12 protein-coding genes are annotated in these 15,114 nt (G+C 47.0%); 2 read left to right on the top strand and 10 right to left on the bottom strand.

Annotated elements, in window-relative coordinates:
- Positions 1 to 17: 17 nt before the first annotated feature.
- The 3 genes from lepB to RRV97_RS01670 form a co-directional block, all read right to left on the bottom strand.
- Positions 18 to 1,037 carry a signal peptidase I gene (gene lepB / locus RRV97_RS01680; RefSeq protein WP_315611769.1) on the bottom strand — a complete coding sequence of 340 codons (1,020 nt, stop codon included), beginning with the start codon at positions 1,035 to 1,037 and terminating at the stop codon, positions 18 to 20.
- Positions 1,037 to 2,830, bottom strand: a complete 1,794-nt coding sequence (gene lepA / locus RRV97_RS01675) for a translation elongation factor 4 (protein ID WP_049348368.1) — start codon at positions 2,828 to 2,830, stop codon at positions 1,037 to 1,039. The genes lepB and lepA overlap by 1 nt, the downstream gene beginning before the upstream one ends.
- Before the next feature lie 132 nt (positions 2,831 to 2,962).
- On the bottom strand, positions 2,963 to 3,664 hold the full coding sequence (locus RRV97_RS01670; RefSeq protein WP_315611768.1) for a 5'-methylthioadenosine/adenosylhomocysteine nucleosidase: 702 nt from the start codon (positions 3,662 to 3,664) through the stop codon (positions 2,963 to 2,965).
- A 203-nt stretch (positions 3,665 to 3,867) separates the two neighbouring features.
- Here RRV97_RS01670 and RRV97_RS01665 point away from each other — a divergent pair, with 203 nt between their 5' ends.
- Complete coding sequence (locus RRV97_RS01665) at positions 3,868 to 4,998, top strand: PilT/PilU family type 4a pilus ATPase (protein WP_315611767.1); 1,131 nt, start codon at positions 3,868 to 3,870, stop codon at positions 4,996 to 4,998.
- 79 nt (positions 4,999 to 5,077) lie between these two features.
- Here the strand turns inward: RRV97_RS01665 and RRV97_RS01660 are convergent, their stop codons facing one another.
- From RRV97_RS01660 to RRV97_RS01640, 5 genes are all read right to left on the bottom strand, one after another.
- A complete protein-coding gene (locus RRV97_RS01660; RefSeq protein ID WP_315611766.1) occupies positions 5,078 to 6,484 on the bottom strand; it encodes a dihydrolipoyl dehydrogenase in 1,407 nt (468 codons plus the stop codon).
- Positions 6,485 to 6,736: 252 nt separating this feature from the next.
- Positions 6,737 to 7,474 (bottom strand): redoxin family protein, encoded by a 738-nt coding sequence (locus RRV97_RS01655; protein ID WP_003747251.1) that lies wholly within the window; start codon positions 7,472 to 7,474, stop codon positions 6,737 to 6,739.
- Between the two features lie 189 nt (positions 7,475 to 7,663).
- A complete protein-coding gene (locus tag RRV97_RS01650) occupies positions 7,664 to 8,449 on the bottom strand; it encodes a 1-acylglycerol-3-phosphate O-acyltransferase (RefSeq protein ID WP_315611765.1) in 786 nt (261 codons plus the stop codon).
- A 64-nt stretch (positions 8,450 to 8,513) separates the two neighbouring features.
- The gene (gene mutM / locus RRV97_RS01645) at positions 8,514 to 9,341 is read right to left on the bottom strand and encodes a bifunctional DNA-formamidopyrimidine glycosylase/DNA-(apurinic or apyrimidinic site) lyase (protein ID WP_315612221.1); all 828 of its coding nucleotides are present in this window, start codon (positions 9,339 to 9,341) and stop codon (positions 8,514 to 8,516) included.
- Positions 9,342 to 9,385: 44 nt separating this feature from the next.
- A complete protein-coding gene (locus tag RRV97_RS01640) occupies positions 9,386 to 10,045 on the bottom strand; it encodes a class I SAM-dependent methyltransferase (RefSeq protein WP_315611764.1) in 660 nt (219 codons plus the stop codon).
- 156 nt (positions 10,046 to 10,201) lie between these two features.
- On the opposite strand from RRV97_RS01640, the gene RRV97_RS01635 reads away from it, so the two are divergent.
- Positions 10,202 to 12,313 (top strand): LysM peptidoglycan-binding domain-containing protein, encoded by a 2,112-nt coding sequence (locus RRV97_RS01635; protein ID WP_315611763.1) that lies wholly within the window; start codon positions 10,202 to 10,204, stop codon positions 12,311 to 12,313.
- A 224-nt stretch (positions 12,314 to 12,537) separates the two neighbouring features.
- Here RRV97_RS01635 and RRV97_RS01630 read toward each other — a convergent pair whose 3' ends face one another.
- A complete protein-coding gene (locus RRV97_RS01630; protein WP_315611762.1) occupies positions 12,538 to 13,542 on the bottom strand; it encodes an FAD-binding oxidoreductase in 1,005 nt (334 codons plus the stop codon).
- An 81-nt stretch (positions 13,543 to 13,623) separates the two neighbouring features.
- Positions 13,624 to 15,054: an Asp-tRNA(Asn)/Glu-tRNA(Gln) amidotransferase subunit GatB gene (gene gatB, locus RRV97_RS01625; protein ID WP_315611761.1), complete on the bottom strand. Its 1,431-nt coding sequence runs from the start codon at positions 15,052 to 15,054 to the stop codon at positions 13,624 to 13,626.
- Positions 15,055 to 15,114: the final 60 nt, after the last annotated feature.

The raw sequence follows: 15,114 nt of genomic DNA, 5'->3' as shown, positions 1-15,114 counted from the left end.
TTTAATCTGTTTATTGCTTATTGGATGCTGGTACCGATACGGCTGAGTTCGCCAAAGTTCATCCAAACAAAGAAGGCTTTACCGACAATCAACTTGTCATCGACAAATCCCCAATAACGGGAGTCGGCGCTGTTGTCGCGGTTGTCACCCATCGCGAAATAACGGCCTTCCGGGACTTTACAGATAAAGCCATTGCCGTCTTCTGCGTATTCGCAATTTTCCAAACCGCTTGTTTCAAGCGAGTAATTGCTTTCAGGCATCACTTCGGAGGTGTATTTGTTCAATACAGCAATGGATACGGAAGGCTGACCGGCTTCTTTGACGACATCAAAGTTTTTGCCGTTCAAGGCCGTCTGAAAACGCTCAAGCGTATGAATCATAGACGGATCGGTATCATCTGCGTATTGATAATTGCCGTTTGGTTTTTCGGGAATAATTTCACCGTTAACAGTCAAAACCTTATCACGGTATTCCACAACGTCGCCTGGAATACCGACGATACGTTTGATGTAATTCATCTCAGGCTGAAGTGGGTAATTGAACACCACGACATCGCCTCGGGCAATGTTGCCGACTGGAATAACGACCTTATTCAAAATCGGCAGGCGGATACCGTAAGAGAATTTGTTCACCAAGATAAAATCGCCTTTGACCAAACCCGGACGCATGGAACTGGACGGAATTTGAAACGGCTCGGCAATAAAGCTGCGCAATACAAAGATAACCAAGATGATGGGGAAAAAGCCGCCCATGTAATCGGTAAAATGCGCATTGTCTTCGCCGGTTTCGCTTTTTTTCAGACGGCCTTTATGGATTGCCCAAACAATGCCGGTAAACACGACAAACACCAGCAATACGGCGGTAAAGCTCATAAATTCAGACAAAATGCCGAATACGCCGACCATGCACAAGAGGTAACTCCATTGCAGGCCAGAGCTCCATTCGCCGTTTCCCTGACGCTCTTTGCTGCTTTTGAAGTTGAGGACCAAGCCGGCCAGCAGCACAACGATTGCGCCTAAAGTCAGATTTATACTCATTATTTATCACTCACTTGCAGAATCGCCAAGAATGCGCTTTGCGGGATTTCCACGTTGCCCACTTGTTTCATGCGGCGTTTGCCTGCTTTTTGTTTTTCGAGAAGTTTTTTCTTACGGGTAATATCGCCGCCGTAACATTTCGCCAAGACGTTTTTACGCAGGGCTTTGACGTTTTCGCGGGCGATAATCTGGCTGCCGATGGCGGCCTGTACGGCGATGTCGAACATCTGGCGCGGAATCAGCTCGCGCATTTTCGCTGCCAGCTCACGACCACGGTGAACCGCGCTTTGACGGTGCACAATCAGGCTCAAGGCATCGACTTTTTCGCCGTTGACCATGATGTCGAGCTTAATCAAATCAGACGGCTGGAACTCTTTGAAATGGTAGTCCAACGAGGCATAGCCGCGCGAAGTGGATTTGAGTTTGTCGAAAAAGTCCATCACGACTTCGTTCATCGGCAAATCGTAAGTCAGCATGACTTGACGGCCCATGTACTGCATATTGACCTGCACGCCGCGCTTTTGGTTACACAAAGTCATGACGTTGCCGACATACTCCTGCGGCACAAGAATGGTTGCAGTAATAATCGGCTCGAGAATGGTTTCGATACTACCGATGTCGGGCAGTTTGGAAGGGTTTTCAACTTCGATTTTTTCGCCGCTCTTCAATACGACTTCGTAAACCACCGTCGGCGCGGTGGTAATCAAATCCATGTCAAACTCGCGCTCCAAGCGTTCCTGCACGATTTCCAAGTGCAGCAGGCCCAAGAAACCGCAGCGGAAGCCGAAACCCAATGCCTGAGAAACTTCAGGTTCGAATTTCAACGAAGCATCGTTAAGCTGCAATTTTTCCAAAGCGTCGCGCAAAGCTTCGTAGTCGTGGCTTTCCACGGGGTAGAGACCCGCGAATACTTGGCTTTGCACTTCTTGGAAACCGGGCAGCGGCTCAGAAGCGGGGTTGGCAACCAAAGTCACCGTATCGCCGACTTTTGCCTGTCCCAATTCTTTCACACCGGTAATCAGAAAGCCCACTTCGCCGGCTTTGAGTTCTTGTTTTTGAACCGATTTCGGCGTGAATACACCCAACTGCTCAACCTGCGTTTCTGCCTTGGTGCTCATAAAGCGCACTTTGTCTTTCAGCTTGATGGTGCCGTTTTTCACACGAATCAACATAACTACGCCGACGTAGTTGTCAAACCACGAATCGACGATAACGGCTTGCAGCGGCGCGTTTTCATCGCCGGTCGGCGCGGGGATTTTGGCAACGATTTCTTCCAAAACGTCTTCCACACCGATGCCGCTTTTGGCAGAACATTGCACCGCACCAACGGCATCGATGCCGATAATGTCTTCGATTTCCTGTTCCACGCGCTCGGGGTCGGCGGCGGGCAGGTCGATTTTGTTCAAAACAGGCACGACTTCCACGCCCAAATCAATCGCGGTATAGCAGTTCGCCACGGTTTGCGCTTCCACGCCTTGCGATGCGTCAACGACCAAAAGCGCACCTTCACAAGCCGACAGCGAACGGGAGACTTCGTAAGAGAAGTCGACGTGTCCCGGCGTGTCAATCAGATTGAGCTGATACACCTGCCCGTCGCGTGCTTTATAGCTGAGTGCGGCGGTTTGCGCTTTGATGGTGATGCCGCGCTCTTTTTCGATGTCCATGGAGTCGAGCACCTGCGTACTCATTTCGCGCAAATCCAAACCGCCGCAGTATTGGATAAAACGGTCGGCAAGCGTCGATTTACCGTGGTCGATGTGGGCAATGATGGAGAAATTCCGTATGTTTTTCATATTGTTATTAAGATAAATACAATTAAAGGCTGAAAGGCCGTCTGAAAAAACAGGGATTCGGTTTTCAGACGGCCTTAGAATAAGGTTGAATCGTTCCGTATTCTAACGGAAATTCAACGTTTCTGCATGATTTTATAGCGATTTGACAATCTCGGTAACCATCTTCGCCGAGCTGACGGCCGCCGTTTTCAAAAACTCTTCAAAGCTGATGTCCGCTTTCTCATCTGCCGAATCAGATACCGCGCGAATAATCACAAAAGGCACTTCCAATTGATGACAGGTTTGCGCAATTGCCGCAGCTTCCATTTCCACTGCTTTGACTTCTGGGAAATGACTGCGGATTTCCGCGACACCTTCGCTGCTGTGTACAAAACGGTCGCCACTGACGATCAAACCTTGCGTTACGGCCGCACCTTCAAACACTTGCGCCGCCTTTTCTGCTTGGCGAATCAAGTTTGCATCCGATGCGAACACGGCAGGAAGTTGCGGCACTTGCCCCCAAACATAACCAAAAGCCGTTACGTCAACATCATGATGCGCCACAGTTTCGCCAATAACCACATCGCCAACCTTCAGGCCCTTACCCAAACCGCCTGCACTGCCGGTATTGATAACACAATCCGGTGCAAACTGATGAATGACCCAAGAAGTCGAAACCGCCGCATTGACCTTACCGATACCGCTCAAAACCAAAACCATGCGTTTTCCGGCCAATTCGCCTTCATAAGCCGAAAATTTACCGAAGGACACATGCTTGACATCGGCCATGCTTTCACGCAAAAGCTCGATTTCCTGTTCCATTGCGCCGACCACGGCAATTGTTTGTACTGACATCTCATTACCTTTCCGTTCACTAATCGGGCAACATTATAACATCAGAATTTAAAATCACAGGGATGCTGAAAAATCTGCTATATTCCCAGCACGACACTCAATTTAAAACAGATAGCCACTCTAGCGGCAAAACAGCAAATAATGATTGCTTCTGTTATAATTATTTTCAATAAAATAACTTAACATTAACTATCTGAATTCTTATGTTTGACGAAAATACTCTGGGCGCAAAAGAAGAATTGTTCACTTGGCTACGCCACATGAACAAATACAAAGGCTCCGACCTTTTCATTACCACCAATTTCCCGCCGGCCATGAAAGTGGACGGCAAAATCATGCGGCTTACCGATGAGCCGTTAAGTGCTGAAAAATGCATGGAAATCGCTTTTTCGATTATGTCTTCCAAACAAATCGAAGAATTTTCTACCACCAACGAATGCAATTTCGCCATCAGCCTGCCCGATACCAGCCGCTTCCGTGTCAATGCCATGGTTCAACGCGGCGCAACTGCTTTGGTGTTCCGCTCTATTACCAGCAATATCCCTAAATTTGAAACGCTCAATCTGCCGCCGATTCTGAAAGACATCGCCCTCAGAAAACGCGGTCTGGTTATTTTTGTCGGTGGTACAGGTTCGGGCAAGTCCACTTCCCTCGCTTCCCTTATCGACTATCGAAACGAAAACAGCTTCGACCACATTATCACCATCGAAGACCCGATTGAATTTATCCACCAACATAAAAACTGCATCATCACCCAACGCGAAATCGGCGTAGATACCGAAAATTGGCCGATTGCGCTGAAAAATACCCTGCGCCAAGCGCCGGATGTTATTCTGATTGGCGAAATCCGCGACCGCGAGACCATGGACTACGCCATTTCCTTCGCGGAAACCGGCCATTTGTGTATGGCGACACTGCATGCCAACAGCACCAACCAAGCGCTCGACCGCATCATCAACTTCTTCCCCGAAGAGCGCCGTAACCAATTGCTAACCGATTTATCGCTCAACCTGCAAGCCTTTATTTCACAACGACTGATTCCCCGTGAAAGCGGCCGGGGTCGTGTGGCGGCGGTCGAAGTTTTGCTCAATTCTCCGATTATTGCCGACTTGATTCAAAAAGGTGAAGTCCACAATATCAAAGAAATGATGAAAAAATCAACCGGCATGGGCATGATCACTTTTGACCAAGCCTTGTATGATTTGTATGAAAACGGCGATATCAGCTATCAAGATGCCATTAAAAATGCCGACTCCGCTCATGACTTGCGCTTAGACATTCAATTACGAAGCCGTCGTGCGCAAAATGCCGGTCCGGATTTAGAATTGATTTAAAAGTAAAAGCTTCAAAGTATAAAAAAGGCCGTCTGAAACCTCATTGCGGGTTTCAGACGGCCTTTATTCCATCAAATAATCAAGCCTGTTTCAATTTTGCATCGGCATCACGCAATGCAGTACGCAGACCTTCCTCGATAACCGGATGGTAGAACGGCATATCCAGCATTTGCGGAATCGTCATCTTCATTTGATGCGCCCAAGCCATCAAGTGTGCCAAATGTTCGGCAGCAGGGCCGACAACTTCCGCACCAATGAAACGGCCGGTGGCTTTTTCGGCATACAAACGCATATGGCCTTTGTTTACCAACATAACGCGGCTGCGGCCTTGGTTTCGGAAGGAAACTTCGCCGATTACAAACTCGTCAGGTTGATATTTCGCCGCAACTTGTGCATATTTCAAGCCGACAGAGGCAATTTGCGGATTGGTGAACACCACGCCGATTACACTACGGCGCAAACCACCGCCGATATTCGGATAGCGGCCCGCATTATCGCCGGCAATTTTGCCTTGGTCGGCAGCTTCATGCAGCAGAGGCAATTGATTGGACGCATCGCCTGCGATGAAGATATGCGGAATGCTGGTTTGCATGGTCAGCGGATCGGCAACAGGTACGCCGCGCGCATCTTTCTCGATAGTCAGGTTTTCCAAACCGATATTGTCCACGTTCGGACGGCGACCGGCAGCAGCCAAAGCATATTCGGCATGGAACACACCTTTTTCGCCGTCTTGTTCCCAATGAACTTCAACATTGCCGTCTGCGTCAAGTTTAACCTCGGTTTTAGCATCCAGATGCAAAGCCAACTCTTCGCCAAACACAGCTTTGGCTTCTTCAGCGACAACAGGGTCGGAAATACCGCCGATGGCTCCGCCTACGCCGAAAATCTCAACTTTCACGCCCAAACGGTGCAAAGCCTGACCCAACTCTAAGCCGATAACGCCTGGGCCGAACACGGCCACGCTTTTAGGCAAAGTATCCCAAGAGAAAACATCATCGTTTACAACCAAGCGATCGCCCAAAGCTTCCCACTGAGGGAAAATCACAGGGCGTGAGCCGGTGGCAATCACAAAACTTTTTGCAGTGATTTGCGTATGGTCATCGATTTGGACAGTATGTTCGTCAACAAATTTTGCCGTACCCATAATGCGCTTGTCGGCAGGCCACTCTTCTACATCGCTGACCACAAAACCGACAAAACGGTCGCGTTCAGATTTAACGCGTTGCATGACTTCTTCGCCATTGACAACGATGCTGTCTTTGTCCAAATGCACGCCAAACGGATCGGTATGCAAAGCATGATGGCGCGCTTCTGCAGCGGCAATCAAGAGTTTGGAAGGCATACAGCCCACGCGCGCACAAGTTGTTCCGAATACATTGTTTTCAATCAGGTAAACATTGTCTGTATGAAGGCGGGCATTGCGAAATGCGCCCATACCGGCTGTACCGCCGCCCAGTACCACCACATCTGCTTGAATCTTTTTCATATTTTATCCTTACTGTCTCTATCTAAACCGATATTGCCATCAGCTTATTCAGTTTCAGACGGCAAAATTATTATTAAATATCAAAAATAAAATTTAATAGCCAATTAATAAATATCGATTTAAAACAATAATCTCAAATTCTACTTGTAAATATAGAGTTATTCAGAACGCCGATTTGCAAACGTCGTCTGAATAACTCTATATTTGGGTCTTTCAGACGGCCTTTTCAAGCCGTCTCAAGCATACAGGTAATTAGTTTTTAGCCAAGTAAGCTTCCAAGTCTTCGCTGCCGCCGATGTATTTGCCGCCGATGAATACTTGAGGAGCAGTCATCTTGCCGGTAATAGCGCGAACGGAAGTAACAGTTGCATCTTTGCCCAATACGATTTCTTCGTAAGACAAACCTTTGTCTTGCAGTGCTTTTTTAGCTTTAGCACAGAATTGGCAACCAGGTTTGGTGAAGATGGCAACAGACTCTTGAGCTTTCCAGTCAGGAGCAATGTATTTCAACATAGTGTCAGCGTCAGACACTTTGAAAGGATCGCCTGGTTCTTCAGGTTCGATAAACATTTTTTCAACCACGCCGTCGTTAACCAGCATGGAGTAACGCCAAGAGCGTTTGCCGAAGCCCAAGTCTTCTTTGCCAACCAACATGCCCATGCCTTCAGTAAATTCACCGTTGCCATCAGGGATCATGTAGATGTTGTCGGCTTCTTCTTCAGCAGCCCAAGCGTTCATAACGAAAGTGTCGTTTACAGATACGCAGTAGATAGCGTCAACACCGTTTTCTTTGAACGCGCCGAACAATTCGTTGTAGCGTGGCAGGTGGGAAGAAGAACAAGTCGGAGTAAATGCGCCAGGCAGAGAGAACACGACTACTTTTTTGCCTTTGAACAAATCATCAGTAGAAACATCTTTCCAAGTGTCGCCGACACGAGTGCGGAATACTACGGAAGGTACTTTTTGACCGGTACGATCTTGCAAAGCCATTTTTAAGCTCCTTTAAAAATTCAGGTTAGAGAAATGAATCAATGCTTGTATTATAATGCAGGCCTATCGATTTGTATAATTTATAGTTCAAATAATATTAATTATATTAAACTATCAATTTAATCCAACCGAAAACAGCTGAATCATTAAATAAAGGCTATCTGAAAGAAAACAAGTACCTGACCGAAATTATTTTTTAGGTAAAGGTTGAACGGGGGAATCCGAAGCCACAATTTCGCCGATGGCTTTTTCCGCAATATCTTTCAAAGCATAGCGGTCTTTATCCGGCATATCTGTCGATTTGTATTGAGGTGAGAAATCCAAACGGATACGGATTTTCTTCATCGAAACAATGCGCCATAAAGATTGAAACAGACTTACCTCCGCATAGGATGGCAAATCCGTCCGTTGTCCTTCGCCATCATAATAGCGTAAGGTTACCGCCTGAATCGGCGCTTTCGCATCAATAGCCGATTGAAACAGGGCTGCTTTAAACGGCAAAATACCCAAGCCGGAAGAAGTGCGCGCCTCGGGGAAAAAACTTACATTCTGCCCTGCTTTCAATGCCGCACAAATCGCCTGATTAATCGGCTCGACATCACGGCGGGAATTGCGGTTGATAAACACCGTGCCGGCATTTTTACCCATTTTTCCCAAAACCGGCCAACCGCTGATTTCCTGCTTGGCAATAAAACTGCTCGGATAAACGGCGCTCATGGCAAAAATATCCAACCAAGACACATGGTTGGCCACTACCAATGTACCGCTCACATTTCCTTGAGGCGGTACGCCGATTTCCAATTCAATATCCAAAGCATCCAACGCACCTTTTCCCAAAACAACCACAGCATGATTGCGTTCCTCTGCATTATTACCATCGATGGCACGCAAATTCCGGCCGGTTCGGAACAACCAAGCCGCCAAACGGCAAAGCCTGCCCAGTCGTTTAAAAAAAGGAGCTTTTTGTTTAGACATAAAATTTCTTCTGTATGGTATTCATTATTTTCAGACGGCCTCTGACATTTAAGGCCGTCTGAAACTATTTCTGGCAATTTGGACAATAAAATGTTCCACGCTGCCCCAAAGTTTCTTTAAAAATCAACCCGCCACACTGAACGCAAGGCTCATTGTGGCGGCCATAGACCGTATATTCCTGCTGGAAATAGCCGCTTTTGCCATCGCTATTGACAAAGTCCCGCAGCGTACTTCCTCCCGTTTCAATCGCCCTCAGTAAAATCGCTTTAATGGTTTCCACCAATGATGCGCATTCTTTCTTGGTCAGCTTATTTGCCGGACGCAATGGCGAAATACCTGCCTTAAACAGACTTTCATTCGCATAAATATTGCCAACGCCAACCACCACCACATTATCCATCAGCGCTAATTTGACTGCACGCTTCTGCGTTTTCAATTTCTGATACAGGTAATTTGCATCAAAATCGTCCGAGAGCGGCTCCGGCCCCAGTTTTTCCAACAGGGGATGATGCTCGGCAATACCCTCATACCACAATACCGCACCAAATTTACGCGGGTCGTGATAACGCAATACAGTACCGTCATCAAATACAAAATCCAAATGATCGTGTTTATCCGGCGTGGCAATACGTTCATCATCGGTGGTAAAAATCCGCAAACTGCCGGACATGCCCAAATGAATAAGTAAAATACCCGTTTCAAAAGTAATAATCAAATACTTCGCACGCCGACTGCATGCCAAAACTTTGCGGCCGGCCAAAATTTGCGCCAAATCTGGATGAACAGGCCATCTCAATTTAAACTGGCGGATAGTGACTTTTGCTATCTTTTTGCCATCAATATGCGGCTCTATCCCGCGTAAAGTCGTTTCCACCTCAGGTAATTCAGGCATCATTATTCTCCAAATTTATCATTAATATACAGGCCGTCTGAAAACTATTCGGCCAAACGTGCCGTACTTAAAGCAACCGTATTGCCACCAAATGCAGATTCCAATTCAGGCAAAGGATGGACACCAATCAAATGTTTCGTTAACACCATCCCATAAACCGCCGCACACTGCGGCCACCACCTATCTCCCGCCTTTTCCATAAACCGCCAAAACTTCAAAGCAGAAGGCGAATTCACAGCAGGCAGATAATCCATAAACTGCCCATATTCTATTTCAAAACCAATATCCGCAATTTTTCGTTTCAACTCAGCCAGAGCCAAGCATTGAGATTTCAAAGGCAACTTTTCCCCATCAAACCAAGAGCTCAATCCCCACAAAGATTTAGGGTTAAACCCCGTCAAAATCAACCTGCCTTCAGGTTTTAATATCCTAAACGCTTCTTGCAACACCAAATCTGCGGATGAAACTTCCAAAAGATGAGGCATCAATAACACATCCACGGAATGCGTTTCAAATGCCAACATTTCAGCATCCATCCGCACATCGCGGGGCACTACAATCATGTTTTCAGACGGCCTAGTCCATACACCGCCCAATTGAACCGCCACCTGCCTATTCAAATACTGTAAATGCCGTCTGAAAAAATCCGCCTCTTTTTGAGCAAGATATTGCCCCATTGGCGTTTGCATAAAAAAAACTTCCATTCAAGGCTCCCCTATGCATCCCGACTTGTGTGACAGAATTTTAACACCACGGCCACATCACACAAGCAAATTCCCTGCCCGACTTGACGTTTAAATGCTGAAACGATACTATCAAAAAGACGAAATTTTATTATATATTTGATAACTTTATTTACTATGGCAAAACTAAAAACCATCGCTCTGACCGTTTCAAGCCTGTCGGCGGTTTCCGCCACAGCCTACGCACAAAACGCTACACCCAACCAAGTCGGCATGGCCATGATGCGCCTCAACTCCGCCCTGCTCGACCAAGCCAAAGCACAAACCTTCGGCTCCGGCAGCTTATGGGCATCGTTGCGTAAAGACTTCCGCATCAACGAAGTCAACACAGAACTGGTTCGCCGCCATGAAAACAAATTTGCTGCAAACAGCGCATATTTCGACCGCACCATTTCCCGCAGCAAACCTTATATGTACCATATTGCCAATGAAGTTAAAAAACGCAATATGCCCGCCGAAATCGCTTTGCTGCCTTTCATTGAAAGCGCATTCGTAACCAAAGCCAAATCACACGTCGGCGCATCCGGCCTGTGGCAATTTATGCCGGCTACCGGCCGCCATTTCGGCTTGGAAAAGACACCTTTGTATGACGGCCGCCACGATATTTACGCCGCTACCGATGCCGCATTGAACTACCTGCAATACCTGCACGGTATGTTCGGCGACTGGTCTTTGGCGCTTGCCGCTTACAACTGGGGCGAAGGTAATGTCGGACGTGCCGTCAACCGCGCCCGCGCGCAAGGTTTGGAGCCGACATACGAAAACCTGCGTATGCCGAACGAAACACGCAATTACGTTCCCAAACTTTTGGCCGTCCGCAATATCGTTGCCAATCCGCAGACCTTCGGCATGAATATCAGCGAAATCAGCAACCAGCCGTATTTCAAATCTATCAGCATCGACAAACCTATTGATAACAGCACAATTGCCCGCTTTGCGAACATCAGCGAAAGCGAATTGTTGGCACTCAACCCGGGTTTCAATGCGCCTGTATTCATCCCTAAAAACAACCGTCGTCTGTTGTTGCCGGTTGCTGCGGTTTCCACATTTGAAAAGAACTATCGCAATGCCAACCCGGATACCCTGATGTCTTGGGATATTTATACTTCTTTGGGCAATAAAAAACTGAATGCCATCGCTAACGATACCGGCATGAGCGTTGCCGAACTCAAACGCCTCAACGGCCTGAGCGGTAACGCCGTTTCTAAAGGCCGCAGCATTTTGGTGGCTAAAAATTCAGCAAGCCAAAGTCAAGACATCATTAATTTTATCGATAAAGACAATACGCCGGATACTTACCAATCCAATATGCCGGCTATGTCTCCGATTATTGCTTCCAACACAGTAGAACCGGTTAAAGTCGCTCAAAATACCGTGACCAATATTGTTGCGCCTGTTGTTCCACAGTCCAGCAAACCAGTTGACTTTATTGCACGCAGCAAAGCTGAAAACGTTACTTCCGTAGTGGTAACAGAAACCAAAGCCCAACCTCAAGTTGCAAATGCGGAAGTGTCCGCCCCAGTTGTAGCCATGACCCATGCGACTACCGAGACCGTTGCTAAAAATGTTGCAGAAGCGCCCAAATCAGCCATCCCTGCAGACTTGACCGCACCGACTGTAGCCTCCTCAAACAATGTCGCCCTTACTGCTGAAGCTGAAACTGTTGCCGCTGCGCCGGCGCAAGAAGAGCATGACGACCTGATGGCATTGGTACAAAGCCGACCTGAAGAAGAACCTGCAGCGACTGTTGCTGAAGCGATTCCTGAAAATAAACAAGTTCAAACTGTTGTTACCGCCGAAAGCGCACGCACGGCACGCATCGCAGCCAATATGGCTAAACAACAACACCGTATCAATGCACGCCTTGCCCGTATAGGCGGTCAGCAAAACACACAAACTGTAGCACTTGAAGCAGGTACACACCGTGTGGAAGATGGCGATACGTTGTTTAACATCTCAAAACGCTATAACCTGAGCGTAGCCGATTTGATTATTGCCAACAATATCAAAGGCAACAATATCAAAAAAGGCCAAATCCTCCGTGTTACAGCCGCTCCGGCAAAAGTCCGCAGCAACCCGGTTCAAAACGTTTCCTACACTGTACGTAAAGGCGATACCCTGAACACCATCGCCAGCCGTTTCAATGTTGATGTTAATGATATCCGCCGTTGGAACCGCAATACCCGTACTGTGACCCCTGGTCAACGTTTGAAATTGATCGGTAGCTAATACTTGTTTCAAAACAAAGGCCGTCTGAAATATTCAGACGGCCTTTTTCTTTATGATAAATAATTAATTCAATTTTTAAAAACAAAATAGCTATATAAGCATCTGTTCAATAACTACCACATAGAAAAAAGAGTGTGCAAAAACACACTCTTTTTCAAACAGATTGCCATCAAATTCTACTCTTAACACCTGCATTCAAACATATAAATCCTGTATACACATCACTATGCCGGTGAAAAAGCATCACAGAAGAAGGCATCTTCCGGTAAAGCGCATTTTTGAGTCAGCAAACTTTGCGCATTCTCCGTCATGGCTGGTGACCCACAAGCATAAACTTCATATTGGCTCAAATCAGGATAATTTTGTGCTGCAACGTTTTGCACGTATCCACTCCCCCCTTTCCAATCGGAATCAGGCTTAGAAAGAACAGGCGAGAATTCCGCATTTTTCAGACGGCCTATTAATGCTTCTGCTTCTTCCAATGCGTACAAATCCTCCTGCTGACGTGCTCCCCAGTAGAAATGAACCAGACGCTCGCTATTCTGACGAATCAAATCAAGCAAAATACTGCGGATAGGTGCGTAACCTGTACCCGTTGCCAACAAAACAATCGGCTTATCGCTGTCCTTTTGCAAAGTAAACGTACCCAATGGGCCTTTAACGCGGACAATGCCTTTTTCTTTGATTTTAGGCTCGGCACCAAAAATCATTTCTGAGCATACGCCGTTTTCACGTTTACGGATATGCAGTTCCAAAACGCCTTCTTGGTCAGGCGAATTAGCGATTGAATAGCTACGGCTGATATTGCCGGGAAGCAGCAAATCAATATATTGCCCGGCATAAAATGCAAATGGCGGCGCTTTAGGCAAAGCCAGTTTGAGCAAAGCAACATCGTGTTTGATTTCAATGTTTTCAATACGTGCCGGCAATGTGCGTACCGGCAAAGCATTTTGATTAAAACCCGGCACATTGATTTTGAGGTCGCTCTTCGCAGTGGTACAGCACAATAACACTTTGCCCTGTGCTTTTTCTTCTTCACTGATGGCTTTATCAATATGCTTGCCCATTTCAAATTCGCCACTCATCAACTCGGCCTTACATTGTCCGCAGGCGCCACTTTTACAAGAATGGGGCAGATTTAAATTCTGGCGGGTCGCAGCGGCAAGAACGGTTTCATCCTCGTTTGCCGTAAATGTGATTTGATCTGATAAGGTAATGGTATGTGTCATGGTATTTAGAATAATTTTAGAATCAAAAATAAAGGCCGTCTGAAAAATAAGACCTATTTTTCAGACGGCCTGTCCTATCTATCAAGCTAATTTGGCTTTAATCAGCTCTTGAACTTGAGCCGGATTGGCCTTGCCTTTACTTGCTTTCATCACTTGACCGACAATCGCATTTAAGGCTTTTTCATTGCCGGAACGGAATTGCTCAATGGCTTTCGCATTGTTTGCCAACACTTCATCTACCATTGCTTCAATTGCGCCAGTGTCAGTAATCTGTTGCAAACCATGTTTTTCGATGATTTCGGCAATACCTGCTTCAGGCTCAGCCCACATCGCTTCAAAAGCTTTTTTCGCCAGTTTGCTGCTCAATGTTCCGTCTGCAACTTTAGCAACCAACTCGGCAAGGCGTGAAGCTGTAATCGGGCTTTCAGCCAATTCCAAACCTTCTTTGTTCAAGGTGGCGGCAAGCTCGCCGTTCATCCAGTTCGCCGTCAATTTACCTTGGCCGCAGGCTTTGGCGGCTTCTTCAAAATAGGCAGCTTGAGTACGGCTCGCAGTCAACAGGCGCGCATCATAGTCGGACACGCCGTAATCGGCAACAAAACGCGCTGCCATTTCATGCGGCAACTCAGGCATTTGCTCTTTGGCCTTTTGCAATTGACCGTCTGAAATAATGACCGGCAGCAAATCCGGATCCGGGAAATAGCGGTAATCGTGCGCATCTTCTTTCAAACGCATCACACGGGTTTCGCCTTTTTCAGGGTCAAACAGCATGGTTGCCTGCTGTACTTTACCTCCGTCTTCCAAAATTTCGATTTGCGCTTCCACTTCATAATTGATGGCTTGCTCCAAGAAGCGGAAAGAATTGAGGTTTTTGATTTCACGGCGCGTACCGAATTCGGCCTGGCCTTTTAGACGTACAGAAACGTTGGCATCGACGCGGAACGAGCCTTCCGCCATATTGCCGTCGCAAATATCCAGCCAAGTTACCAAACCATGCAATGCTTTAGCGTATGCCACGGCTTCGGCTGCGGAACGCATTTCAGGCTCGGAGACAACTTCCAATAAAGGCGTACCGGCACGGTTCAAGTCGATACCGGTTGCACCGTTCAAACCTTCATGTACGGATTTACCCGCATCTTCTTCCATGTGCGCACGGGTAACATTGATGGTTTTAACCTCGTCACCTACTACGATTTCCAATTTGCCATGCTCAACAATCGGCAAATCCAACTGACTGATTTGATAGCCTTTCGGTAAATCAGGATAAAAATAGTTTTTACGGTCGAACACGTTTTTCTGATTGATTTTCGCATCCAAAGCCAAACCGAGTTTGATGGCTTTTTCGACGACTTCGCGGTTCATTACCGGCAATACGCCCGGCAACGCACACTCAACCACGCTAGCGTGGGCATTAGGCTCGGCACCGAATGCAGTGGATGCGCCGCTGAAGATTTTGGATTGGGTGTTGAGTTGGACGTGGATTTCCAGTCCGATTACGGTTTCCCAAGTCATAAGGGTCTTTCTGTCGAAAAAAAGTTAATCGGTTAAATGAGTGATTCGTTTTTCAGACGG

The organism is Neisseria sp. DTU_2021_1001991_1_SI_NGA_ILE_055, assembly GCF_032342915.1.
Classification (GTDB): Bacteria; Pseudomonadota; Gammaproteobacteria; order Burkholderiales; family Neisseriaceae; genus Neisseria.
Note: the sequence above shows the minus strand (reverse complement) of the source record. Positions and strands in the feature narration are given on the sequence as shown.

Coding starts and splice junctions, on each gene's coding strand:
- lepB (WP_315611769.1), bottom strand. CDS start 1,037: ATGAGTATAAATCTGACTTTAGGCGCAATCGTTGTGCTGCTGGCCGGC.
- lepA (WP_049348368.1), bottom strand. CDS start 2,830: ATGAAAAACATACGGAATTTCTCCATCATTGCCCACATCGACCACGGT.
- RRV97_RS01670 (WP_315611768.1), bottom strand. CDS start 3,664: ATGTCAGTACAAACAATTGCCGTGGTCGGCGCAATGGAACAGGAAATC.
- RRV97_RS01665 (WP_315611767.1), top strand. CDS start 3,868: ATGTTTGACGAAAATACTCTGGGCGCAAAAGAAGAATTGTTCACTTGG.
- RRV97_RS01660 (WP_315611766.1), bottom strand. CDS start 6,484: ATGAAAAAGATTCAAGCAGATGTGGTGGTACTGGGCGGCGGTACAGCC.
- RRV97_RS01655 (WP_003747251.1), bottom strand. CDS start 7,474: ATGGCTTTGCAAGATCGTACCGGTCAAAAAGTACCTTCCGTAGTATTC.
- RRV97_RS01650 (WP_315611765.1), bottom strand. CDS start 8,449: ATGTCTAAACAAAAAGCTCCTTTTTTTAAACGACTGGGCAGGCTTTGC.
- mutM (WP_315612221.1), bottom strand. CDS start 9,341: ATGCCTGAATTACCTGAGGTGGAAACGACTTTACGCGGGATAGAGCCG.
- RRV97_RS01640 (WP_315611764.1), bottom strand. CDS start 10,045: ATGGAAGTTTTTTTTATGCAAACGCCAATGGGGCAATATCTTGCTCAA.
- RRV97_RS01635 (WP_315611763.1), top strand. CDS start 10,202: ATGGCAAAACTAAAAACCATCGCTCTGACCGTTTCAAGCCTGTCGGCG.
- RRV97_RS01630 (WP_315611762.1), bottom strand. CDS start 13,542: ATGACACATACCATTACCTTATCAGATCAAATCACATTTACGGCAAAC.
- gatB (WP_315611761.1), bottom strand. CDS start 15,054: ATGACTTGGGAAACCGTAATCGGACTGGAAATCCACGTCCAACTCAAC.